Raw genomic sequence first — 23464 nt, 5'->3', positions numbered from 1 at the left:
ACATGATAAAAGTAGCCATAACAGATGATCATCCATTATTATTGGAAGGTCTGAAGAATATTTTAGGAAATAGCGATACGATAGATGTGGTAGACTGTTTCAGAAACGTTTCAGAAATGAATGCAGGTTTAGCGAAACAAGCGATCGATATCTTGTTGCTAGACATCAATTTGGTAGATACCAATAGCATTGAGCTCATAAAACCTTTAAAGAAAAAGTATGAAAACCTTCAGATTATTATGCTGAGCGTTCACAATGAACTGCCTGTCATTAATAGTACCTTGTCTGAGGGCGCCTTGGGATACATTCAGAAAAACGCCTCTGTTTCAGAAATTCTGGAAGGGATTAATACCGTATATATTGGAAAGCAGTTCTTATGTTCACAAACCAAGCTTATTCTGGATAAAAAATCTTCAGACGGATTAAATCAGGTTCCAAAATTAACCAGAAGAGAAAAGGAAATTCTAGCCGAAGCAGCCAAAGGACTTACCACCAATCAAATGGCGGAAAAGCTTTTTATCAGTCCGCACACTGTAGAAAGTCACAGGAAGAATCTCATAGAAAAATTTCAGACTTCTAATCTTAGTTCAGCCATTAAACTAGCCATAGAATATGGTTTAATCATCACATAAAATAAAAAGGCCTGCTTTCGTAATGAAAGCAGACCTTTTCTTATATAATCAAATAATTAGGTGTGTCATAATTAATCTATAAATCTCAAAGCGGCCTGAAACAGATTTTTCTTTCCTATTAAATCATATTCTTCGTTATATACAGGTTCATACATGAATAGAAAAGCACTTCCGTCAAAATCTTTTAAATTAATAGCCTGATCTACCATAACATCATAAAACCTGGTAATAGTACGGGTAGCTGTCCATTGTTTTACGTTACCTTTTGGAGTTTTATCAAATCTATGATCTTTAGCATCCGTATAGTACCAATACGATGGTGCCGAATCCATCAAAAAAAGTTCTTTATCCTTGTTGTATAATTCTTCTGCCATGCCTGTATTCTGAAACCAAGGTACTTCCTGGTTGTAAAGGCCTAAAGCCGCCGCATAAATGTCCTTATTCGTAGTGGCTCCAATTAAAAACCCTTCCAGATTGGTTGCCGTAATTTCAAATACAAAAGCAGATTTTTTCAGTTTATAAACATCATTTACAGGCTCAATTACTTTTCCGTCTTGCTTAATAACCACTTTTAATGATTGGGCAAAAGCCATTAAGCTCAATAGAGAAAAAAGAATGGTTAAACTTATTTTTTTCATGGTATATCTTTAAAATAACTGGGGCAAAGATATTGTACTTTATCTCCATAAACACTGGCCGATTTCAGGGGTTTTTTATCTTATTCTAAGCTTGTACCGATAAGTTTTCTTACTTAAAATAAATTGGGCTTTAACTGGATTTTGATGAAAGCTGCCTTTTGTTTTTTGTCTTTCGATGGAGCTGAGTTTGTAGGGTAAACTTCTGCATAAAAGGTGTCATTCTCTGTCCAAAAGGCTTTTGTTTCGTCGCCTATTTTAAATTTAGTAAAGTTTACATACAAAAGACTTTCCTGATTGTTTTTTTGTTCCAGATATTTACTCACCTCAAAATCACTTCCTACATCGCTATTGGAAGAAAAATAAGAAATCCATTTTTTAGTAGGAATAATCTGAGGATAACCGGCGGTGAAAATTTGAAAATTAGATCCGGATTTTATATTATAAAAAGAATAGAAAGTATCTGAAACCTCTACCGAATTTTCCTTGAAAACTTCTAAATGCAGAAAAGGTGACTTTCCTACATATTCATTGGATAATGTACCGTCTTCAGTAGATACATTTTCGTGTTGTACAATTACCGTTTCTTTACCATTTTCGGTGTTGATCCAGTTCCCGTCTTTCAGTTTTATATAAGGGTTTTTTACTAAAACTTCATCGATTCTTTTTTTAGAGGCAGTCTTAAATTCCTGCTCTGAAACTTCTGATATGGTACCATACTTATTGAACGATTTATTTTTTAGATCCTGAGATGTTTTAAATATACTGCTTCTGATCTCATATAAATCCACCCCCTGTAAAGTCAAATCAAATGCTGCCGTGAGTTCAGATTTCAAAACAAAAGCTTCAATACTATTCGAAATATTATTATTAATACTATAATGAATAGAGTAGAAGTCATCAAATTCTTCGAATCCATAATAGTTATCAAATTTATTGTAGGCAATTTTCATGTGAGCTGCATCCTTATTCGGAGCCACAAAAAAACGAATAGAATCAAGTTGAGTAGATAGTTGAAATGGTACCTCTAGTACATTATCTACCCCTTTTATTTTTTTGAAATCGGCAAATGTTATAGCTTTCTGAGTAGCTGTAGCTTCTGTTTTTGTAGCTTCTGACGTTTTATTTTGAGGATTACAACCTACAAAAACAACCACCATAGATGATATAAAAAACTGATATGAGATTTTCATTTATTATTTTTTTGATCCAAATATATCAGCATTCAAATTAGCAACCAACAAAACCACTTAATATAAGGGAAAATTGGCTGAAAACAGGGATGTATTTAAAGCTAATCAGATAGATTGCTTCGTTTTTTTTTGTCTTATTATCAAAATAAATAATTTATGATATTTTTTTCACAAAGCATTGCATAGACTTTCAAATGTGGAGAGCAAACACATAGTAAAAATGATTATTATTGTAATGAAATTAAATTGGCTGTAAAAAATTATGGGTTATTGGGAAATCTTATTATTATTTTTAATAATCGCTTTCGTTTATTCATCCGTAGGATTTGGTGGTGGTTCCAGTTATCTTGCCGTGCTGGCAATGTACAGCCTCCCATATCAGGAAATACGCTTAACAGCACTTATCTGTAATGTTATTGTTGTAGTGGGTGGGGTTTATATTTATATTAAAAATAAGCAGGTTGACTGGAAAAAAATACTCCCCATTACCTTTGTCAGCGTACCTATGGCATATCTGGGAGCTACCTTAAAAATGAGTCAGGAAACTTTCTTTTTGATTTTAGGAATCACTTTAATTATAGCAGCTATCCTATTATGGGTGAGGACAGAAGTGAAAAGTGAAGAAAAGTCAACGGAAGCCTCCAAACAATCAATACTTAGAAATAGTTTTCTGGGCGGTGGAATAGGGTTTTTATCCGGATTGGTAGGAATAGGGGGCGGAATTTTTCTTTCACCCTTACTTAATCTGTTAAAATGGGATACTCCAAGAAAAATTGCAGCAACTTCCAGTGTTTTTATACTGGTAAATTCTATATCAGGAATTTTTGGACAGCTTTCAAAATTATCTGTAGATATGGATTATTTCAGAATTCTAAGCTTATGTCTTGCTGTTTTGATTGGCGGACAGATTGGTTCAAGAATGTCTCTGAAATGGAACCCTTTAATAATCAAAAGAATGACTGCCGTACTTGTCTTGGTAGCGGGCATCAATATTTTAATAAAATACTGGTAAAAAATTAAGAAATGAAAATTAAAATATTAACCTTCGGAATAGCAAAAGATATTCTCGGCGCATCAGAAAAAGAAATAGATGTAGATGAAGGATTGAATGTAAAACAATTAAAGAATATTCTGGAAGAAGATTTTCCACAGCTTCAAAAACTGAAGTCTTATTTTATTGCAGTGGATGAAGAATATGCAGAAGATGATCAGATAATAACCAGTACAAACGAAATAGCAATAATTCCTCCTGTAAGTGGAGGGTAAACATATGATTGATATAAAAATAACAGAAGATCCGCTGAATATAGTCAACTGTCTTGAAATTGCCCAGGATCTTGGTAGTGGAGGTATTGCAACATTTATAGGAACCGTTCGTAATAAGACAGGAAATAAATCCGTTATTCGTCTTGAATACGAATGTTATCAGTCTATGGCAATAAAAGAAATACAAAAGATAGTGGAAAGTGCTGTTTCTTTGTTTTCTGTACGTAACGTAGTGGTTCATCATCGTACCGGAATTTTACTTCCTGGTGACGCAGCAGTGATGATTGTTGTAAGTGATGGGCATAGAGATGCCGTTTTTGATGCCTGTCGTTATATTATTGATACCGTAAAACAAAAAGTTCCCATCTGGAAAAAAGAAGTTTTTGAAGATGGAGATGAATGGGTTTCTGCCCATCCATAATTTTGAGGAATAAAATTTCGTATATTTACTATACAAGTTCTTTATAGAGATGAAAACCAATATATTGGAAAACCAATCAGTACAGAAGATCGAGATTGTCAAAGTTAATGAGAACAACAGCTTTCCTTATACTGATGATATTTCGGTGGAAGAACCTTTAGAAATAAGGGTTTCTTATCATGATCAAGACCGAAGAGAAAGTAAAAATATATCGGTAACCATGCGTACACCAGGTAATGATACGGAACTTGCTGCAGGATTTCTGTTTACGGAAGGAATTATTTCCAGTTGTGAGCAGATTAAAGATGTAAACCATTCTCCGGCAGAATGTTCCAGAAACCGAGAAAATATTGTGATTGTAGAGCTTGTAGAGGGCTTTACGCCCCAATTGATGAAAGCTGACAGAAACTTTTATACAACCTCCAGTTGTGGAGTATGCGGAAAAGGTTCTATTGAGTCAATACGAACGGTTAGCTCCTTTCAGAATCTTAAGAAAGAACATCAGAAAGTAGCACTTTCTACATTGTATCAATTATCAGAAAAATTACAGTCTTTTCAAAATAATTTCAGCGCAACGGGCGGAATTCATGCCTCCGGTATTTTTGATTTAGAAGGTAATCTGCTTGCCTTACGGGAAGATGTAGGAAGACATAATGCATTGGACAAACTTATTGGGCACGCTCTCTTTACCAAAATGCTTCCACTTACCCACAAAATTTTGGTATTAAGCGGAAGAGCCAGCTTTGAACTGATTCAGAAAGCAGCTATGGCGGGTATTTCTATTGTTGCTGCCATAGGAGCACCATCCAGTCTTGCAGTAGATCTGGCAAAAGAATTTGATATTACCTTGTTAGGCTTTCTAAGGGATAATCGTTTTAATATTTATAATCAAAGTGCCAGTCTAGAGATTATGCAAAAATAATTACCAAGAATGTATGAATAGAGAATATTCAGGCACTCAGGGAAAAAGAATAAACAAATGAAAATAAGAATTAAAGATAACTCAATAAGATTTCGTTTGACTCAGTCAGAAGTTTTAGAACTAGGAGAAAACGGAATCATTTCCAGCTTTACCCAGTTTGTAGACAGGCCATTTATTTATGCAATAGAAAGAACAGATGATGAAGTTTTGTCTGCTGAATTTATTGAAAATAGAATCGTATTAAAAATGCCTAAACTAATGGTGGAAGACTTTGTTTCAACAGACAGAGTAGGTTTTGACGGGCAAACAGGAGAAATAAAACTCCTTGTAGAAAAGGACTTTGTATGTATTGATAATACAGAAGAGGATCAAAGTGATAATTACCCGAATCCTAATATTAAATGTTAATAATCCTAAAATGTCAAGGTCATGAAAGAAATTGATAAAAATAAAATAGAAGAGGAAATAAATAAGGAGCCTAATGCTGAAAATCCGTATAGATTACTTGATCTGAAGCTTACCCATGTTGAAACATCCGCGGCAGGGATTCCTGCTGTGATGGCCGCTTTTAGTGACCTATTTGAAGAAAAAACTCCGATTAGGGGGATGAGGGCTTTATTTAAAATGAACCAGATGGGAGGTTTTGACTGTCCCAGCTGTGCATGGCCTGATCCTGATGATGAACGCTCAGTTCTTGGTGAGTATTGTGAAAACGGAGCGAAAGCACTCGCTGAAGAAGCAACTACCAAAAGAGTTACTCCAGAGTTTTTTAAACAAAACTCAGTCTATGATCTTGCCAAACTAGACGATTATCAAATTGGTAAAATGGGAAGACTTACAGATCCTATGTATTTGCCAGAAGGTGCCACCCACTATCAACCGATCAGCTGGGATCATGCCTTTAAAAAAATAGCAGAGCATCTTAATGCACTGGAATCTCCGGACGAGGCTGCTTTCTATACTTCAGGAAGAACAAGTAATGAAGCATCATTCATTTATCAGCTGTTTGCAAAAGAGTTTGGAACTAATAATATGCCGGACTGTTCCAACATGTGTCACGAGACCTCCGGATCTGCATTGCGGCCTACTATTGGAATTGGTAAAGGAACAGTAACCCTGGAAGATTTTTATGAGGCCGAAGTTATTATCATTATAGGACAAAATCCGGGAACCAATGCACCGAGAATGATGAGTGCTTTGTCAAAAGGAAAAGCAAACGGAGCTAAAATCATTGCCATTAATCCATTGCCGGAAGCAGGATTGATGGGCTTTATTAATCCACAGAGTGTTAAAGATATCCTGAAAGGAGGTGTTCAGCTTGCAGACCTTTATCTGCCTGTAAAGATTAATGGTGATATGGCATTATTAAAGGCTCTTGAGCTTTTATTAATTGAATTTGAAAAGAAAAATCCCGGTACTGTATTCGATAATGAGTTTATTAAAGAAAAGACTGTAGGATATGCTGATTTCCTGAATCAGTTTGATCATTATAATCTGGATGAATTGGCTGTACTTTCAGGAGTTTCTAAAGAAGATATTTATAAAGCTGCAGAAATGATAGCCTCCAAAAAAAGAATCATTGTGAGCTGGGGAATGGGGCTTACCCAACAACCTAATGGGGTAGATATGATTCGTGAAATTCTGAATATACTTTTATTAAAAGGAAGTATTGGAAAACCAGGGGCTGGCGTTTGTCCTGTTCGTGGTCACAGTAATGTGCAGGGGAACAGAACAATGATGATTGATGAAAAACCTACCGATGAGCAGCTTGACCGTCTTGAAAACTTTTATGGCTTCAAAGTACCGCGTAAACATGGTTATGATGTGGTAAGAGCTATTAAAGCAATTCATGAAGAAAAAATAAAAGTCATGTTCTGTATGGGAGGTAATTTTGTGTCTGCAACACCGGATACTACCTATACATCAAATGCCTTACGAAAACTGAACTTACTTGTATCTGTTTCCACCAAGTTGAACAGGGGACATCTGGTGCATGGGAAAGAAGCACTTATCCTGCCAACCTATGGGCGAAGTGATAAGGATATCGTAAATGGGGAAATACAAATTGTGACTACAGAAAACTCCATGGGAGTCGTGCAGGATTCAAAAGGAATGCTGGATGCCGTATCAGATAATCTGGTTAATGAAACCCAGATTGTTTGCCGAATGGCAATGGCTACTTTAGGAGAAAGGTCTGTTGTGAACTGGCAACGTTACCATGACAGCTATGATGCGGTAAGGGACGATATTGAACAATGTATTCCCGGTTTTGAAAATTATAATGTTAGAGTTCGGGAAAAAGGAGGCTTCTACCTTCCCAATGCTGCACGCGATAAGCAATACTTCTCTAAGGAACTCGGAGGTCGTGCTCCATTTACTTTAACGGAAATACCGGATAATACTTTGGCCGATGATGAGTATATGATGGCTACCACACGTACCCATGATCAGTTTAATACCACTATTTATGGATTAGATGATCGATATCGTGGCATCAAAAATGAACGCCGTGTTGTCTTTATGAATCAAAATGATATTGATAAAGCTGGATTTAAAGCAGGAGATCGAGTAGACCTTTACAACTATGATGATGGCATAGAAAGAGTGGCGCCTCTATTTATCATTGTTTCCTATAAGATTCCGGAAAAGAATACAGTCACTTATTTCCCGGAAACCAATGTGTTGGTATCTGTAAACAATGTAGTGAAAGACAGTAACATGCCGGCATCCAAATATGTGAAAATCAAAATTAAAAAACACGATCCGGAAGTCTACAAAAAGGTAGATGAAATGCTTTATAAAGGAGCTGTTCAACGACCATAACTTTTAAAATAATTTATCCATATGAGAAAGATATTTCTAGTAACCCTATTTTTAGCTTCTGGTATTGCCTTTGCCCAGTCACAATATAAACTAAAGGTTGGAGGAGAAGTGCAGCAGCCATTGGAACTCTCTTTATCAGATCTTTCAAAAATGCCTCGAAAAGAAGCTTCATTAAAGGATAAGGATGGAAATATACATATTTATACAGGCGTAGCCATCGGCGATATTCTTGCGAAAGCCGGAGTTCCGTCCGGTAAAGAACTTCACGGAGAAAATATTTCAAAATATTTGCTGGTAAAATGTACAGACGGATACCGGGTTTTATTTTCATTGGCAGAACTGGACGCTTCCATAGCCGACAAAAATGTTATTATTGCAGATACTATAGATGGTAAACCATTGTTGGAGAAAAAAGGCCCGCTTCGTATTATTGCAGAAGGAGAGAAAAAGCCTGCTCGCAGTTCCTATCAGGTAGAGTCTTTGACAATAGGCCACATTAAAGATTAATTTCCATACAGTGATTAGAGATACAATATGATTATAAGGAAAAAGGAACATTGGTTCAAAATGCTTTTTGTTTGGCACGGCTCTGTATTACCAGGGTTGCTGCCTCGCCTTATATTGCTTTTTATATTGTCTCTCGGGGTAGCTTATCTTCATGGGATTATCTTTTCATTTAAAATTCCTCTTAATCCTGCACCTTTAACATTGTTTGGGTTTGTGCTGGCTTTGTTTTTAGGCTTTCGTAATAATGTAAGTTATGATAGATTCTGGGAGGGAAGAAAATTATGGGGTGCTCTGTTGAATATTTCGCGTTCATTAACCCGTCAGGCTTTAACCTTGAAAAATAATAAGGATGATTCCTCGGTTCCTGAATTTATTAAGTTATTGAGTTCTTTTATATTTGCTCTGAAACACCAGCTTAGAAGAACAGATCCTTATGAGGATTTAAAGCAAAGGCTCGATGAAAGTAAACTGGATCTTATCATGAAGGCAAAGTACAAACCGATTGTCATTATGCGATTCATGGCAGAGTGGGTTCAAAAAGAAAAGGATCAGGGTAAGATTGATACCATACAACAGGCTCGCTTTGATGAAAACTTAGATAAGCTTGCAGATGTAGTAGGTGGATGTGAGAGAATTGTTTCAACGCCAATTCCTTACAGCTATCGTGTTTTATTGCATCGTACGGTGTATATTTATTGTTCTTTGCTGCCTTTCGGACTGGTTGATACACTGGGTTGGTTTATGCCCTTTATTGTGATATTCGTTGCCTATACATTTGTTGCATTTGAAGCCATTGCAGACGAAATTGAAGACCCGTTTGGCACGGAGGCAAATGACTTAGCATTGAATAGCATGTGCAATATGATTGATGAAACAATCCATGAACTGGCCGGAGAGCAAATTAATACCTCCCAAAAACCAATTCACAATATTATTGACTGATCTTTTACTTTGAATAAAGATTGTTACGTCTTGCTAATCCCGCCTTTCAAAGAAAATACTTCTTTGTCAGGGAAAGCTTTTTTAATTTTCCTGGCAGCTTCAGAACTTCGCTTTCCGGACAGGCAATACACTAAAATGGGTTGGGAGACAGCAGAGATTGTATGAAAATGATCATGCAGTTCTTCTACAGGAATATTTTTTCCGCCAATATTAAAGTTCTGATGTTCCTGTGCTGTACGGACGTCTATTATTTCAAAATTCTCCTGATTTTCTTTAAAATATTCAAATGTTATCAAAGGAATCGTTTGCTGCAGTTCTGTAATTGGAGCTGAGGTTTTTCTTAGCTTAATTATTTGAGTTTTGCCACTCATTACATTCATCATCCATAATTTTCCGGCTAGAATATCTTCGGATTGAGTTAAATATTTGATGGCTTCATTAGCCTGCATACAACCTACAATTCCGGCTAGAGTAGGGATCACACCCCCATCTCTGCAATTAGGAATTTGTGATTCCTCAACATTGGGAAATACATCACGGTAATTCGTAGAATAGGCACCATCTTTTTGTAATACATTCCAAAAACTTACCTGACCCTCATATTGATAAATAGCCCCATAGATCAATGGTTTTCCCGCTAATACACAGGCATCATTTAATAAGTATTTTGTTTCAAAGTTATCTGTTCCTTCAATAATCAAATCATACTCTGAGATCAGATCCATTACATTGGAAGAAGAAACTCTTAAGCGATGAGGTTTAACCGAAATGGATGGATTTTGTTGCCCCAATTTTTTAGCAGCTACCTCTACTTTAAACAAACCGATGTCATCCGGAGTATACAAAATCTGCCGGTGCAGATTACTTAGAGACACGATATCATCATCAGCAATACCAATTGTTCCGATACCGGAAGATGCAAGATATTGTGCTGATGGACATCCAAGACCTCCCATACCTACAATCAGTACTTTGGCATTTTTAAGTAATTCCTGAGAAGAAATTCCAAATTCCGGTAAAACAATCTGGCATTGATAGCGTTCAAATGAGTCACTCATAATTGTTTCTTTTTGTTACAGATTTATAAATGTTTTTTTTGGAAATATAAATCGTGTATTGCGAGCATTTTTGATTATTTCTTTAAAAACCCTTGCGCTTTTTCAGCCTCTTCTGGAGTATTTACATTCATTAAAGCATCAGGATTATGGGGTTCTAAAATAAGTGTATCACTATTTATTAAAACCTTTCTGGGACAGGTATTTCCTATTCCTAAAAAATTGAGTAGAAGAGGATAGCTTTTAGGTTCCCAAATCGTAATTAGGGGTTCTGGTAAACCATCAAAAGGGCTTTTGTATGTAGTAGCCATTTTCTCAGGATTACGCGATTCAATTAAGATCTGCAGTGATTTTTCGTCCAGTAAAGGCATATCACAAGCGACAACCAGCCATGCTTTATCCCTTTGAGAACGTAATGCAGAAAGAATTCCTCCAAAAGGTCCCATGTTCAGAAAAGTGTCGGTAAGAGCGTTATAATCTGTATCAAAATTTTCCAACTGATCTTGCCTGCAGGAGATAAAAACCTCGTCACAAAATGAAGCTAACAAATCTGCAGCAAAGTAACGCTGTTCTTTACCATGCCATTTGAGTAAGTCTTTTGCAGTTCCCATTCTTCTGCTTTTGCCACCAGCCAGCACCAGCCCGTTGATGCTCGGGATTGTATTATTCTCTCCTGAAATCATTTTTTCCACCGGATTTTTCTATTAATTTAATTTCTTTAATGGTAATGTCATGGCTCATGGCTTTGCACATATCATAAATAGTTAATGCCGCTACAGAAGCCCCTGTAAGTGCCTCCATCTCAATTCCTGTTTTAGCTTCCACTTCGGCAGTACAGTAGATTTCAATTTCATTGTTGTCGGTAAGTTCTATATCTATTTCACAATTTTCCAAACCTATCGGATGACAAAGCGGAATAAGTTCTCCTGTTTTTTTTGCAGCCATGATTCCTGCAATAATTGCAGTCTGGAAAACAGATCCTTTTGGAGTTTTAAAATCACCTTCCTTGAGTTTTTGTAAAATATGATCGGGCAGTTCTACTGTTGCCTTGGCAATAGCCTTACGATGGGTAACTGCTTTTCCGCTTACATTAACGATGGTAGGTTCAAGTTTTTTATTAAGATGTGAAAAATCTTTCATAGTTTTATTTTTTAACCACAGATACACGAATTATCTGTTTTTCATGAGTGTATGCACCAATCAATTTTAAAAATTATATCGCCATACTTTATAAACTTCACCTTTTCTGAAAGTATTCTGTTCCATAGGTAATTCTATAAAAGCATGGGTATCGGCAAGATGTGAAAAGTCACCAGATCCATTCGTATCTACAGATTCTGCTGTTAATTGTCCGGATGAGTTTATCCTAAGTTTTACCTGAGCAAAATACTGAAGTGAAAAAGGAAAATCAATGTCATTTTGTAAGACAGCAAACTGAAATCCGGAATCCGGAATTTCCAAAGATTTTTCTAACCAGGGAATAAAATACCGATGCAGACACATAAATACAGAAACCGGATTGCCGGGAAATGCAAATATGAGTTTCTGATTCTTGCTTTTACCAAACCAAAACGGTTTTCCGGGCCTTTGTTTTATCTTATGAAAAAGTTTCTCTATTCCCAGTTCTTCACATGCTTTTGGCAGATAATCAAATTTTCCCATAGAAACTCCGCCACTCATAAGAAGTACATCATATTCGTTGATGCAGCGGGAAAGTTCTTTTTTGATCTCTTCATAATCATCATTAAGATGAAGCACATCAGCCTTAATTTTATATTTTTCCAATACGGTCTGTATGGTAATTCCATTAGAACGTCTTAGCTGAAAAGGAGTAGGACAAGACTCAGCACTTACCATCTCGTCTCCTGTGGATATGATGATGATTTTTGGAAGTTTTTTTACAGATAGAGTAGTTTGCCCAACGGAGGAAGCGATACCAATAATGGCAGGAGTAATAACCTGATCAGCTTTTACCAAAATGTCTCCTCGTTTTTTATCCCTTGCTTTCAGATGAATGTTTTTTCCTTTTTTAACATCAATATTGATGCTTACAGTTCCATTATCTATTGAAATGTCTTCATAACGAATAACCGTATCCACTGAGGAACCTAATGCTGCTCCCGTCATGATTTCGATACACTCATTTTCCGAATCTATAGATAAAGAAGGCTCACCTGCAGATTGTACTGCTTTAATGGTAAATGACTGAATCCCTTTTTGATAAGAACTATAATTGATGGCAATGCCGTCTACAGTGGGTCTGTCAAAAGGAGGTAAGTCTCGGTCTGCACACAAATCCTCTGCTAAAACTCTTCCCAACGCCAATTCATAGGGTATTTTTTCTGTGCCGAAATCCTGATGTTGTGACATGACGATGTCTTCTGCCTGTTGTACGGTAATCATTTCCATTGTTATCCTCCTATTGTAGCCATCGATTGATGAATTTGTGACTCTGTTAAATTAAATTTCTGAGCTTCCCATCCATCTTTTGGCTTATTCTGTATCGTATTCACAATAATGTTTTTGAGCTCTTCATTTGTTTTTCCGGAACGCATTTCATCTTTTAAATTAATACCGGTACCTTCATATAAACAAGTTCTGAGCACACCTGAGGGGGTAATTCGTATTCTATTACAGTCTCCGCAAAATGAACGGGTATACGCTGCAATAATTCCTACATCACCTGTAAAACCAGGAATTTTGTAGTTATATGACGTAGAACTTTTCGGGTCTTCTGTTTTTTCTATTTCAGGAAAATGATCTTTGATATGTTGATAAATTTTAGGATAGTTCCATTTTAGAGAAATGTCTGCATTATTTCCATTAAAAGGCATTTCTTCAATAAAGCGTACATCAATCGGAAGCTGCTTGGTGAGTAATACCAATGGAATAATATCTTCAATATTCTGATTTTCCATTACCACCGTGTTAATCTTTACTTTGATATCGTGTTCCAGTAAAGAGTCTAATGTTTTCATTACTTTATCAAAACTTTTACGGCGGGTAATTCTGAAAAAGCGTTCTTCATCCAAAGTATCCAGACTGAGATTAACAGATTTCACTTCAAACTTCTTGAGTTGCGGAATATACTGCCCCGTAAGAAGCCCATTGGTCGTTAAGCTAAGATCTGTAATTCCATCTAAATGAGATATTTTTCCGATAAGATCAATGCAGTTCTTTCTTACAAAAGGTTCACCTCCGGTAAGTCTGACTTTATTGACCCCTAATTCTGCAAAAACAGAACAGAGTCTTAGCATTTCTTCATCAGTCATTAATTCCTCCTGTTTAATCCAGGTAAGACCATTTTCAGGCATGCAGTAGGTACATCGGAGATTACACCGGTCCACAACAGCCAGTCTTAGGTAATTTATTGTTCGTCCGAATTGATCTGTCAGCATTTTAAATAAAGTGTCTTATTACAAATATACTGATTGTTTTTGCGTAAAAGAGGTCATTTTTAGATTTGTAAGTAAACGGGAATATTTTTTTCACAATTCCGGATAGTCAAAACCGGAGAATGAGAAATACCTGCTTAATTTTTGATAACCTAATGATATTTTTATCAGTATTTTATAATTTAGCAGGTATTAATAATGAATAATGAAAGAGAAGAATATGACATCTCAATTAGGGAATGAAGACAAAAGGAAAATTGATGTAATTTATCAGGATGAAATAAATTCTTCTGAGCTTAATCGTTTTCCAGATAATTCTTTTACCATCATTATTTTAGATGAATGTAATGCAGGAGAATGTACTACAGATATTGATAAATACATTCTGAATTCTAAACAGTTATTTATCCATCTTCCGAAGAGGGAATACCTATGGAAATTACCTGCTGGTGCATCGGGAAGAAGACTCATCATCAATGATTCTATTCTTGAAACATTTTCTCCGACATTAAAACATACTTTTTCATCCCATAGTACATACGAGATGATACAGCCGAATGATGAAGTTTATGATAAATTGAGTAGTGAGTTCAATGCCATACGAATGGAGATTCATTCGGAAATGATATTTCCGGAGCTTATTAATGCGAGGGTAAGGCTTTTGGCTTTAATGATCAATTTATGGGTAGAGGAGGTATATGGTAAATTTGCCTTAACCCATCATAATAATCTGGCTTTCAAGTTTCATTCATTGGTGCAAAAACATTATAAAACCCAAAAAAGTGTTTCTTTCTATGCAGAAGAGTTATGCATTACGCCTAACTATTTGGGTGTGATTTGTAGAAAACAATACAGAGTTTCCCCTTTAGAGTTTATTAAAGAGCGGGTTTTATTAGAAGCAAAAAAATTATTACACAGTTCTGATAAGTCCATTAAGGAGATCGCTTTTGAGCTGGGATTCCAGAATTTTTCTCATTTTTCATACTTTTTTAGAGTTCAAACAGGAATGACACCTAAGAGTTATAGATTAACCATGAACAAAAGCTAGGAGGTCAAATCTTTTTAGATGAACTAAGTAGAAAAATGAATTCCTCTTCTACGTATTAATTCACTTTTTAACTCTATAATTATTTTATGGAATTTCGACATACGATGTTTTACTAAATAAAAATTAGGTTATATTTTATAGTAAAAGCAATACTTGTCAGCCATTGAAATCATTGAACTGAACAAGAAAATTTTCGGAATCCCCAACAAAGAAACGGAATCTGAAAACCGAAAACACAGGTCCTACAACAAGTCTGACATTCTGGAAATGTTGGATTATCAGAAAGAACAACAACTCAATAATAGCCAATTAGCAAGTCATTTTAAATTGAGCCGGAACACCGTAGCAAAATGGAAAAAAAATTTCTTGTAGTAAGAAACAATAAGAGATTTTCACTAAAGAACTGAGGAGTTTCAAAAAGCAAAATTCTGAGAAAGTATTATCAACAAAGGAGCTTTAAAAAAAAGCTACTTTGTTGTTTTTCAATATATTTAATGGCGTAAATGACGATGTAAATTATTGGAATATCCTCCGCCATTTGGTCATTGTATTCCTGCTTAATCCAAAGTGTTCTGCCACCTGAAGATTATTCATTCTATTGTTTTTTTGGTAATCAAGAATACGCAGAATATCTGATGTATTGTAGGAACGAAGCTTTTGATTCATTTTTTTTATATCTCGGTCCTTGGTTTCAAATATTTTTTTGTTCAGCTCCATAATATCTATGGCAGATAGCATTTTCTTTTCCAATAGCTTTTTGCATTCCGCTTTCTTATGAGGGAATTTCCGGTCAATAATATCAGAATAAATTCGTTTATAATTAGGTTGGTTCTGTTGTTTCATTACATTATTTTTAAAGTCTATAGGAAGTTGTTTTATTGTGGCTATTCTTAGCCTTTCATTTCTAGAGGATACAATTATTTATTATGTTTTGCCATCCATTTGCACAATGTAGAATAGGGGATTCCATACTCGTCTGTAATTTGACGCTTGGTCTTTTCTTCTTTCCCTATAAGTTCTAAAATGAAGTCTATCATTTCTCGGGTATAGATATTCTTTCTGAAGCGAGGTAGTTTTGAGCTCTCGGATTCCCGAATTGATGCTGAAGGCGGGGCATATAGTATGAGATGCTGAGAATACAATCTGAAGAAATCATACTCCAAAAGTTTACTCCACCTCAATAAGGTATGGGTGGGTAGATTCTCCAGAGCGTACATTTCATTTATTTCAAGCTCTGTACATTTCATGAAGTTGCAGATACGGGGTATGTCTATGTTGTTTTCTTTAACCCGTAGATGAATGAATCTTCCAATATGAATATTTCTGAAATTTGAATCCATAAATAACGTTTCGTTTAATAGGGTAGTGTAAAGGACATTATGATGATAATGTCTTGAGTGTAGTTGACAAATAGTGTTGTGATCGATAGTTTAGCTCCGTTCCGTACAATACTTCCCGGAGCTAAATATCTATCACTTATGAAAACGGTCTCTTTCTAATCAGGGCAAGTTTGTGTGGTGATGCAATGCCAAGCCATGGATGAATCCCCTTCCTTAAGGGTGTACATCTTCATACATTTGTTGGTTGTATCAAATACCATCATTCCCTCCACGAAATTGGCTGTTGGAATGCCAACCGGGTTTCCTGATGCATCAAACGAAACTCTATTGGGTACAAAGCCCTTAGTTTTGGCTTCCAAGGCAAGCCATCCTCCTTTTCTTACCATTGGCCAGTTGTCGATACTTCCAGCTCCGGCTCTGCCAAGAGAAGTGATTCCAACTTTAGTATCCAATACGGTACCTGTCATAATACCGGGTTTGTAACAGAATGGTGGAATACAAGCTGAAACAGATAAGTTTTGAGAACTTCCGATGGCTTGTCCTGCATTGGCAATGGTTGGAATTCCATTAGTATTTACAGTATTGCCAAGGTTTTGGATGACAGGACCGGCTGTTCCGTTGTAGCCACTTCCTGTATTACCACCCGGAAGTGAAGAATTTACAAGATTGACAGCCGTAAACCCTCCTGTTCCTTCAATAGCATCAGGGCAGCCATCTCCATCTGAGTCCAAATCCAAATAATTAGGGATACCATCTCCATCGGTATCACAGGATTTGTGGGCAAACAGATTATAAGCAACGGCATCATTTGTTCCAAAATTATTGCTGGTAAGCATAATGGAAGTAACAAGATTATTCCCTACACCTCTCAACAGTATCCATTGATCATTTACAGAACCTATTGAAGAAATTGTTCCTACTAGCGGATCATAGTTCATTACCGTAGAAGGAATGTTAGGCATTAAGGATGTCGTCGTATCTTTTACCAATAAGCCATTTACATTCCCTCCATTTATTTTTAAGGAATAACTGGCTGCTGAGGATCCAACTGAAAGACCATCTACATCCTGTATGTAAAATGCAAGCTCATTGGCGGGAACTCCAGGTGAGAAATTATAGGTTAAACTTACTGCATTATTGGAATGAAACCTCACCAATCTTTTAGTAGCTCCATTGCTGTCGGTATAAAAATGATTCAGATTGTCATTAAAAACAGAGGCAGTCTGTAGAGAGGTATTTGGAGCTGTTATGGTCAGATTAGAGACTGTATCTCCTTTCCATGGGCCATTTTCATTATCTGAATAATATCCGCCACAGTTTTCATTGAGATCTGTTATTCCGTCATTATCATTATCCAAATCACACATGTCTGCAATGCCATCACCATCGGTATCAGGACCATAGCAAGGATCTACTGCAAATGTGATGTATTTTCCATCAGCTATGTTTTGGCTGTATGTCCATTTTGTAGTGTTATTAGATATAGGATTTACTATTCCAACATTGCTTGTGAAAGCAGCATCATCAGCTATCAGCATTACCACGCTACCGGATGCAGTGTTGAATGTACCACTGTTATAGGCTGAAAGGTCTGTCTCAAAGAATAAAGTTCCTGCATCAGCATTCTTTTCCTGTGACATCCAGGTTCTTGGAATTCTTTTATAGATTTTGCTTCCCAGGGCAATATCTGTTGGGATGCTGGATATATTTCCGTCATCTCCCAAAAGAAAATAGGTTTTATCACTAGGAAATCCTGTACGTGCAGCATTTTGATTCGGATTAATGAAATCATTGGTGGTCGCAACTGTAAGGATCGTTCCGGCGTTGACGCTTTTTGATACTTTCTGTTCAAACGCTTCTATATCATCACGGGATACTCCGAAAATGTTATTGTTGTAAGTAGTATTGGTTGCTCCGTTCCATACAATGCCTCCATCCGTGGAAAGATAATGCTCTGTATTCACCTGTCCTAATGTAATACCATACTTGATGGCAAGATAAGAATCCACTCTTCTACGTTCAGTAGTTGTAAGGTTACCTGAACCGTAGATAATTGTTTCTCCTAAATTACCTATGAACCCACGGTTATCACTACCGTTACCTCCAAATTGAGAATCACCAAATAAATGTCCTCCATTCAGATTTCGTACACCTGTACCTGTATGATTGGTCGTTGCAAAGTTTGCACTTCCATTAAGAGCCTTGGTAGTGGTAAGAGCTGTAAATGTATGATACATAATACTCGGGATTGTTGTGGAAAATGATCCTGTAGGACTTCCATAATAATCGGTAGTTCCTCCTGTGTTGGAGAATCGTTCTATTCTATTATCCATTATAATACCCAGACCATCCCATCTGCGTATGTCTCCGGTAAGCAATGCATTATCTACCAGAGATCTGAAGATACTTGGATGAGCACCACCACTGGTCATGCCTTCTTTAGTCAATGTAAATACATCATAAGAATCCTTAGAGAATGTTCTGACATTGATATTCCCAAGAGTTTGTGTTCCTCCTGTAAAATTAACTCCCGGGTTGAAGTTGAAATAATTAGCCGTACCAGATACGTACTTAGGCAGTGCATTGGTTCCCATCTGTGCAACAGTAGTTCCGTTCCAAAGATCTGTCCATCCGGTCACGTCTGTTCCCGTACCTGTATTGGTTGCGTTTTTATCCGCTCTATACCAGTAAGACAGGCTGTTGGCAACCCCTCCCGGAGCATTTCCAAATCCAGCAAAAGTAAAGAACTGCCCGTTTCCTAATGTTACGTTGGCTGTATTATATACCAATCCGTTTACTGTTACCTCCGAAGTCATTGGAGTAAAGGTATCCGTTCCGTCAAAAGCAGCATCTGAAGACTGTATCAGGTAAAGGTTTTTTACACTTTTTGGCCATGCAACAGTTACTGTTCCCACATTATTGGTATTTTGTACTTTCCAGATACCCTCAAAACGATAATTAGTAATCCCGTTAGAACCTGCTGTATAAGAAAATGGCACGCTGAGACCTTGTTTCAAACCATTATCTCCTGTAAGAAGAAATTGCAGGTCATTAACCAGGCCTGTACTGTTGCCAGCATTGCTATCGGCAAAGCCTGTTGTAGAAATTACAAGCAGTTGTCCGCTGTTCACACTTCCGGCCTGTTTTTGATGCAAGGCTGTGAAATCGTCTTTTGCAATACCGAAGATATTGTTGTTATAACCCGTATTATTAGTTCTATCCCATACAATGCTGCTGGTAGTAGAAAGATAATCTTCATTTAAAGTAACCCCATTCTTTACAGCGAGATAGGAATTAATTCTTGACTGCTCATTTGTTGTTAGCGTACGATTATACCATGCAACTTCCATGATATCACCCGGGAAAGCACCCGGAGCATCCCAACCGGCATGACCTATTCGCAGGTTTCTACCGTAGATCTGGAACTTATTGGCTGTAGCAAAACCGGAAAAAGATTCATAAGAGCCATTTAAACCTAATCTCTTTTCTCCTCCGGCAATAGAGGAAGTTCCGCCATTGGCTATCGTATTATTCGCAATTGCTGAAAATATATTGGAAACACCAGTATTGAAAGCCGTAGAAAAATCAGAAGACGTTGTTGTATTAAAAAATTCATATTGTCTTGGTTTTCCATTGGCAATAGAAACTCCCGGTTCAGAAGCATATGTTGCATCATCATCAATTCCTGTAATACGTCCTGTTCCACTCGTTTCAGTAGGTCTTACTGCCGAAAAAACAGAAGTACTGATATTCGGATATTGAACGTTACCCAAAGGATTCAGTGCTGAAGCATTGTTGTAAAAAAACTTCGCTGAAGTATATCCTGTGGTATAAGGGTGGAAGTTATGGTTTCTGTTTGCTGATGACAGTGTTATTCCACCTACATTCGGGATGTTATCTGCATTGGCAGAATGATCTTTCCATGCTGTACTTAGAGTTCCGGCATCATCAGATTTTACCCAAAAATCAGGACCAACAACCCCTCCAGGGGCCTGAATAAAACCTGCAAAAGTGAAAAACTGTCCGTTTCCTAGTATTACATTGGCGGTGTTATATACCACTCCGTTTACTGTTATCTCCGCAGTCATTGGAGTAAAAGTATCCGTTCCGTCAAAAGCAGCATCTGAAGATTGTACCAGGTAAAGGTTTTTTACACTTTTTGGCCATGCAACAGTTACTGTTCCTATATTGTTTGTATTCTGTACTTTCCAGATGGATTCAAAACGGGAATTGACTTCTCCGTTGGTACCGGTTGTATAGCTCACCAATGTTTTTAGCTCTTGCTTCAGACCATTGTCTCCAGCAATTAAGAATTGCCCTTCCGTCAAAGAATTAGTATTGTCAAAGTTTGTATTTGCCAATGAATTTCCTACGCCAATAATCAATTTCTGACTACGATTTTCACTTCGCGATTGTCTTTGATATAGAGCAGAAAGATTGTCCCTTGCAATACCGAAGATATTGTTTTGGTAAGCCGTGGAAGTATTCCAAACAATACTGTTTGTAGAATTTACATAATCTCCCGTAAGGGTTGTTCCCCATTTAATGGCTAAATAAGAGTCTACACGAGCTTTTTCTAATGCTGTAAGAGGGGTGGCAAATACGATGGCCTCATTCATTTGTCCATCATGGCTTCCCCAATTGATATCACGACCTATTCTAAAGGTACGGGCCGTATTTCCAGTATTTACATTATTAAGTGTATTGTTGTAAACAGATTCATTACCATCCAACCAAACTTTAGCCAATGGATATGAAGCCGTGCTTCCTGCAGCATTCAACCATGAAGATCCTGCTACAAAAGGTTTTATATCAGCAAATAAATTGGTCGATAATGTAGTATAGCCGCTTCCCGCCGTATAAAATAACAATTTATCCGTAGTGGCATTATTTGAAATATGTAAACCAGGATAATCCATGGTCTGATCAAAGCCTGCCAGTCCAGCAGCACCTAATGTATTCATTTTACCGGCAATATAAATACTTCCTTTTGAGCGGTCTATGATCTCGTTTCCACTCCCTGGATCCGCTGCCATAAAACCTCCTTGTCCTATTCCATGCGCTGTAGAATTGAAAGTCACCGTTGGGTTGAAATTAGCCAAGGTATTCTGATTTGAAAAGATAGGTTGTAGGGTAGTGGTAGCCTGTACAAGATTGTTTCCAGTTCCCATTTGGTCAATCCACAGGCTCAATGGAGTGTTATCCGATGAGGTAACAGCATCTGCCTTGTACCAAACTGCTGCTGCAACACCTCCTGGGGATGGGGCAGAAACATTAACTGTTAAATCACTGAAACTACTGCAAGTACCGGTGGTAACTGTCCACCTGAAAGTATACGCTCCTGAACTGATAAGTCCTGTAACATTCGTGTTATATTGTGATGGATTGGAAATGACCGGGACCGGAGCTCCGGCTGGTTTTGATACCAACGTCCATATACCAGTGGATGATGTCCCTGGATTATTTCCATTGAGGGTGATTTGTGATGCTCCTATCTCCAATGTTTGATTGGATCCTGCATTGGCATTTACCTGTGCTGATACAAATATAGAGAACGTACTTTCTGGGGAAGTTCCCGAGCAGGCATATTCCCTATCTAAGAATCCGGGATCCACACCTCCTGCATTAGGAACAGCTTTTATTTTAAAAACATATTCTCCTTGTTTATCCAAATTACTTATGGTAGTGGAAGTATTGGTAATTGTTCTAAGGTTGGTGCTTTCATAAATCGGGGTGGCAGCTCCCGCAGGTTTGGAAATGAGTGTAAAGTCATATCTGCCATCGAAACCTTGTAAATAGCTGCTGTTGATTACCCCTTGATATACAGTAGGTAAAGGGATAGTTGCGGTTACAATACCTGATCCCGGATAACATACTGTGGTGGTAGGTACCATTACATTGGGACGGCTTCCATCTGAAATATGAATATAATAAGACTGAGAGATTTTACATATACCATCCCCTGTAGAGATTCCAATGATATAAGTACCAGCTCTCCATCCGCCAGCAGGAGGGGTCACCGTGACATTTCTATTCATGGTACCCGCACCGTTCAATACAAAAGTAGGAGCTCCTCCAGGAGGTGTAATCCCTGAATTAGCAATTGCTGTTGTTATGGATGCCTGATGTAAAGGATCGATCTTGAAATAAAAGGTAATGGGAGTCGCTTTTCCTACCATATTGCAATACACTGAACCTCCGCTGCCACCAGAACTATAATACTGCATTTGATCTGGATATGAAGCATCAAGGAAACTCACTTTTTGAGGATCTGTTCCATTGTAGTTATAGGTAATCTGAGGAGTGGTATAGGTTCCACCGGCATTGGTGACGGTGATGGTGAATACATAGGCTCCCGTGACATTTACTCCATTGAAGTAGATTGAACTGTTCCTTAAGCTGGAAAATGAAATATTTCCCCCAGCTGGCTGGCTGATAACGTTCAGGGTAACTGTTGTCCCAAATGCCGGGTTTCCTGATGAGTTTGTCGTATTGGTGGCAAACATTGGAGAGGTGCCACTCAAACTGATATACCGGTTGGTCTCTGTGGATGAATAACACCTGTTTTGGATTGCCGAAAGACTGATTTGTGTATTGGGAATGAATCTTACAATCGCATCATCTTCGTACCAGCAGTTTGGGTTGTTGATGGACGTTATTCTTAATACTGCACGATAAGCTGGATCAATGTCATGATTAGCTTTCTTTGTAAGGGATAGTGTAGGTGTAGCGGTTGTCGTATTAGACATAGTAGCATTCGTGGTGGTGGTTTGATTATAATATTCTTTATTATAAATGTTGTAATATGTCCACGAAGCCGTATACCCTGTAGGTATTACTGCATTTAAGGTTGCTGCACCTGTAGCAGCAGAGATATTGGTGATGTCAGGTCCTGCAGTAAAGGAAGAAACATCTCCGGGAGCCGTAATGGTTACCTGTGAAGTTGCTGTTCCTGTTGTACAGTTCTGGGTAATGTTAAATACATAATTACCGGGGTAGGTCATCCCCGTAACGTTGGTAGTGTAACCCGAAGGATTTACAATAACCGGATCAGGTGCACCTGCGGGTTTGGATAGCAGCGTCCATAAAGGATTTCCTGTTGTGCTGCCCCCCGGGCTTCCTGATAGATTGGCAGATGTACCGCAAATGACGGCATTGGCACCTGCATTGATGCTGCAGTTTTGTGCCAGAATCATCATATTGCCCAAGATGAGGAGTATGATGGAAAAGACAGTCTGTTTTTTCATGGTTTACTAATTTTTAGTCGATGTTCGACAAGTGTGTT

Annotated in this window: 21 protein-coding genes; 11 read left to right on the top strand and 10 right to left on the bottom strand. The window is 37.4% G+C overall.

Features of this window, described 5'->3' with window-relative positions:
* Positions 1-2 precede the first annotated feature (2 nt).
* Positions 3-632, top strand: coding sequence for a response regulator transcription factor (locus C1638_RS06120; RefSeq protein ID WP_076355544.1), 630 nt, complete (start codon positions 3-5; stop codon positions 630-632).
* A 71-nt stretch (positions 633-703) separates the two neighbouring features.
* Here the strand turns inward: C1638_RS06120 and C1638_RS06115 are convergent, their stop codons facing one another.
* Complete coding sequence (locus tag C1638_RS06115; RefSeq protein ID WP_109619249.1) at positions 704-1270, bottom strand: hypothetical protein; 567 nt, start codon at positions 1268-1270, stop codon at positions 704-706.
* A 113-nt stretch (positions 1271-1383) separates the two neighbouring features.
* Positions 1384-2460: a resolvase gene (locus C1638_RS06110; RefSeq protein ID WP_109619247.1), complete on the bottom strand. Its 1077-nt coding sequence runs from the start codon at positions 2458-2460 to the stop codon at positions 1384-1386.
* Between the two features lie 262 nt (positions 2461-2722).
* On the opposite strand from C1638_RS06110, the gene C1638_RS06105 reads away from it, so the two are divergent.
* From C1638_RS06105 to C1638_RS06070, 8 genes are read left to right on the top strand one after another with little or no spacing between them, the layout of a single operon-like run.
* The gene (locus C1638_RS06105; RefSeq protein ID WP_109619245.1) at positions 2723-3472 is read left to right on the top strand and encodes a sulfite exporter TauE/SafE family protein; all 750 of its coding nucleotides are present in this window, start codon (positions 2723-2725) and stop codon (positions 3470-3472) included.
* Between the two features lie 11 nt (positions 3473-3483).
* Positions 3484-3726 carry a MoaD/ThiS family protein gene (locus C1638_RS06100; protein ID WP_109619243.1) on the top strand — a complete coding sequence of 81 codons (243 nt, stop codon included), beginning with the start codon at positions 3484-3486 and terminating at the stop codon, positions 3724-3726.
* A 4-nt stretch (positions 3727-3730) separates the two neighbouring features.
* Complete coding sequence (locus C1638_RS06095; RefSeq protein WP_109619241.1) at positions 3731-4147, top strand: molybdenum cofactor biosynthesis protein MoaE; 417 nt, start codon at positions 3731-3733, stop codon at positions 4145-4147.
* A gap of 49 nt (positions 4148-4196) precedes the next feature.
* Entirely contained in the window at positions 4197-5069 is an 873-nt protein-coding gene (gene fdhD, locus C1638_RS06090; protein WP_109619238.1) for a formate dehydrogenase accessory sulfurtransferase FdhD, read from the top strand.
* Between the two features lie 57 nt (positions 5070-5126).
* Positions 5127-5477, top strand: coding sequence for a DUF7009 family protein (locus C1638_RS06085; RefSeq protein WP_109619236.1), 351 nt, complete (start codon positions 5127-5129; stop codon positions 5475-5477).
* Between the two features lie 21 nt (positions 5478-5498).
* Positions 5499-7892 (top strand): FdhF/YdeP family oxidoreductase, encoded by a 2394-nt coding sequence (locus C1638_RS06080; RefSeq protein WP_109619234.1) that lies wholly within the window; start codon positions 5499-5501, stop codon positions 7890-7892.
* 21 nt (positions 7893-7913) lie between these two features.
* Positions 7914-8399 carry a molybdopterin-binding protein gene (locus C1638_RS06075; RefSeq protein ID WP_109619231.1) on the top strand — a complete coding sequence of 162 codons (486 nt, stop codon included), beginning with the start codon at positions 7914-7916 and terminating at the stop codon, positions 8397-8399.
* Positions 8400-8426: 27 nt separating this feature from the next.
* Positions 8427-9341 (top strand): bestrophin family protein, encoded by a 915-nt coding sequence (locus tag C1638_RS06070; RefSeq protein ID WP_109619229.1) that lies wholly within the window; start codon positions 8427-8429, stop codon positions 9339-9341.
* A 23-nt stretch (positions 9342-9364) separates the two neighbouring features.
* Here the strand turns inward: C1638_RS06070 and C1638_RS06065 are convergent, their stop codons facing one another.
* From C1638_RS06065 to moaA, 5 genes are all read right to left on the bottom strand, one after another.
* Positions 9365-10399 carry a HesA/MoeB/ThiF family protein gene (locus C1638_RS06065; protein WP_109619227.1) on the bottom strand — a complete coding sequence of 345 codons (1035 nt, stop codon included), beginning with the start codon at positions 10397-10399 and terminating at the stop codon, positions 9365-9367.
* 74 nt (positions 10400-10473) lie between these two features.
* Positions 10474-11079, bottom strand: a complete 606-nt coding sequence (locus C1638_RS06060; RefSeq protein ID WP_109619226.1) for an NTP transferase domain-containing protein — start codon at positions 11077-11079, stop codon at positions 10474-10476.
* The gene (gene moaC, locus C1638_RS06055) at positions 11060-11536 is read right to left on the bottom strand and encodes a cyclic pyranopterin monophosphate synthase MoaC (RefSeq protein WP_109619224.1); all 477 of its coding nucleotides are present in this window, start codon (positions 11534-11536) and stop codon (positions 11060-11062) included. Before moaC ends, C1638_RS06060 begins: the two co-directional genes overlap by 20 nt.
* Positions 11537-11602: 66 nt before the next feature.
* Entirely contained in the window at positions 11603-12805 is a 1203-nt protein-coding gene (locus tag C1638_RS06050) for a molybdopterin molybdotransferase MoeA (RefSeq protein ID WP_109619222.1), read from the bottom strand.
* A gap of 2 nt (positions 12806-12807) precedes the next feature.
* Positions 12808-13794, bottom strand: a complete 987-nt coding sequence (moaA, locus tag C1638_RS06045; protein ID WP_109619220.1) for a GTP 3',8-cyclase MoaA — start codon at positions 13792-13794, stop codon at positions 12808-12810.
* Positions 13795-13996: 202 nt separating this feature from the next.
* Between moaA and C1638_RS06040 the strand changes: the two genes are divergently transcribed.
* Positions 13997-14839, top strand: a complete 843-nt coding sequence (locus C1638_RS06040; RefSeq protein ID WP_109619218.1) for a helix-turn-helix domain-containing protein — start codon at positions 13997-13999, stop codon at positions 14837-14839.
* 153 nt (positions 14840-14992) lie between these two features.
* On the top strand, positions 14993-15211 hold the full coding sequence (locus tag C1638_RS06035) for a hypothetical protein (RefSeq protein ID WP_185140411.1): 219 nt from the start codon (positions 14993-14995) through the stop codon (positions 15209-15211).
* Between the two features lie 144 nt (positions 15212-15355).
* On the opposite strand, the gene C1638_RS06030 is transcribed toward C1638_RS06035, so the two are convergent.
* The 3 genes from C1638_RS06030 to C1638_RS06020 form a co-directional block, all read right to left on the bottom strand.
* On the bottom strand, positions 15356-15682 hold the full coding sequence (locus tag C1638_RS06030; RefSeq protein ID WP_109619216.1) for an AsnC family protein: 327 nt from the start codon (positions 15680-15682) through the stop codon (positions 15356-15358).
* Between the two features lie 74 nt (positions 15683-15756).
* Positions 15757-16086 (bottom strand): hypothetical protein, encoded by a 330-nt coding sequence (locus C1638_RS06025; protein WP_317047557.1) that lies wholly within the window; start codon positions 16084-16086, stop codon positions 15757-15759.
* Between the two features lie 248 nt (positions 16087-16334).
* A complete protein-coding gene (locus tag C1638_RS06020; protein WP_123838347.1) occupies positions 16335-23426 on the bottom strand; it encodes a thrombospondin type 3 repeat-containing protein in 7092 nt (2363 codons plus the stop codon).
* Positions 23427-23464: the final 38 nt, after the last annotated feature.

Source organism: Chryseobacterium oncorhynchi, from assembly GCF_002899895.1.
In the GTDB taxonomy this organism is placed as follows: domain Bacteria; phylum Bacteroidota; class Bacteroidia; order Flavobacteriales; family Weeksellaceae; genus Chryseobacterium; species Chryseobacterium oncorhynchi.
This window is presented reverse-complemented; position numbering and strand designations above follow the sequence as displayed.

What these genes read in the sequence shown, in the direction of transcription:
- C1638_RS06120 (WP_076355544.1), top strand. Translation starts at nt 3, where the DNA reads ATGATAAAAGTAGCCATAACAGATGATCATCCATTATTATTGGAAGGT.
- C1638_RS06115 (WP_109619249.1), bottom strand. Translation starts at nt 1,270, where the DNA reads ATGAAAAAAATAAGTTTAACCATTCTTTTTTCTCTATTGAGCTTAATG.
- C1638_RS06110 (WP_109619247.1), bottom strand. Translation starts at nt 2,460, where the DNA reads ATGAAAATCTCATATCAGTTTTTTATATCATCTATGGTGGTTGTTTTT.
- C1638_RS06105 (WP_109619245.1), top strand. Translation starts at nt 2,723, where the DNA reads ATGGGTTATTGGGAAATCTTATTATTATTTTTAATAATCGCTTTCGTT.
- C1638_RS06100 (WP_109619243.1), top strand. Translation starts at nt 3,484, where the DNA reads ATGAAAATTAAAATATTAACCTTCGGAATAGCAAAAGATATTCTCGGC.
- C1638_RS06095 (WP_109619241.1), top strand. Translation starts at nt 3,731, where the DNA reads ATGATTGATATAAAAATAACAGAAGATCCGCTGAATATAGTCAACTGT.
- fdhD (WP_109619238.1), top strand. Translation starts at nt 4,197, where the DNA reads ATGAAAACCAATATATTGGAAAACCAATCAGTACAGAAGATCGAGATT.
- C1638_RS06085 (WP_109619236.1), top strand. Translation starts at nt 5,127, where the DNA reads ATGAAAATAAGAATTAAAGATAACTCAATAAGATTTCGTTTGACTCAG.
- C1638_RS06080 (WP_109619234.1), top strand. Translation starts at nt 5,499, where the DNA reads ATGAAAGAAATTGATAAAAATAAAATAGAAGAGGAAATAAATAAGGAG.
- C1638_RS06075 (WP_109619231.1), top strand. Translation starts at nt 7,914, where the DNA reads ATGAGAAAGATATTTCTAGTAACCCTATTTTTAGCTTCTGGTATTGCC.
- C1638_RS06070 (WP_109619229.1), top strand. Translation starts at nt 8,427, where the DNA reads ATGATTATAAGGAAAAAGGAACATTGGTTCAAAATGCTTTTTGTTTGG.
- C1638_RS06065 (WP_109619227.1), bottom strand. Translation starts at nt 10,399, where the DNA reads ATGAGTGACTCATTTGAACGCTATCAATGCCAGATTGTTTTACCGGAA.
- C1638_RS06060 (WP_109619226.1), bottom strand. Translation starts at nt 11,079, where the DNA reads ATGATTTCAGGAGAGAATAATACAATCCCGAGCATCAACGGGCTGGTG.
- moaC (WP_109619224.1), bottom strand. Translation starts at nt 11,536, where the DNA reads ATGAAAGATTTTTCACATCTTAATAAAAAACTTGAACCTACCATCGTT.
- C1638_RS06050 (WP_109619222.1), bottom strand. Translation starts at nt 12,805, where the DNA reads ATGGAAATGATTACCGTACAACAGGCAGAAGACATCGTCATGTCACAA.
- moaA (WP_109619220.1), bottom strand. Translation starts at nt 13,794, where the DNA reads ATGCTGACAGATCAATTCGGACGAACAATAAATTACCTAAGACTGGCT.
- C1638_RS06040 (WP_109619218.1), top strand. Translation starts at nt 13,997, where the DNA reads ATGAAAGAGAAGAATATGACATCTCAATTAGGGAATGAAGACAAAAGG.
- C1638_RS06030 (WP_109619216.1), bottom strand. Translation starts at nt 15,682, where the DNA reads ATGAAACAACAGAACCAACCTAATTATAAACGAATTTATTCTGATATT.
- C1638_RS06025 (WP_317047557.1), bottom strand. Translation starts at nt 16,086, where the DNA reads ATGAAATGTACAGAGCTTGAAATAAATGAAATGTACGCTCTGGAGAAT.
- C1638_RS06020 (WP_123838347.1), bottom strand. Translation starts at nt 23,426, where the DNA reads ATGAAAAAACAGACTGTCTTTTCCATCATACTCCTCATCTTGGGCAAT.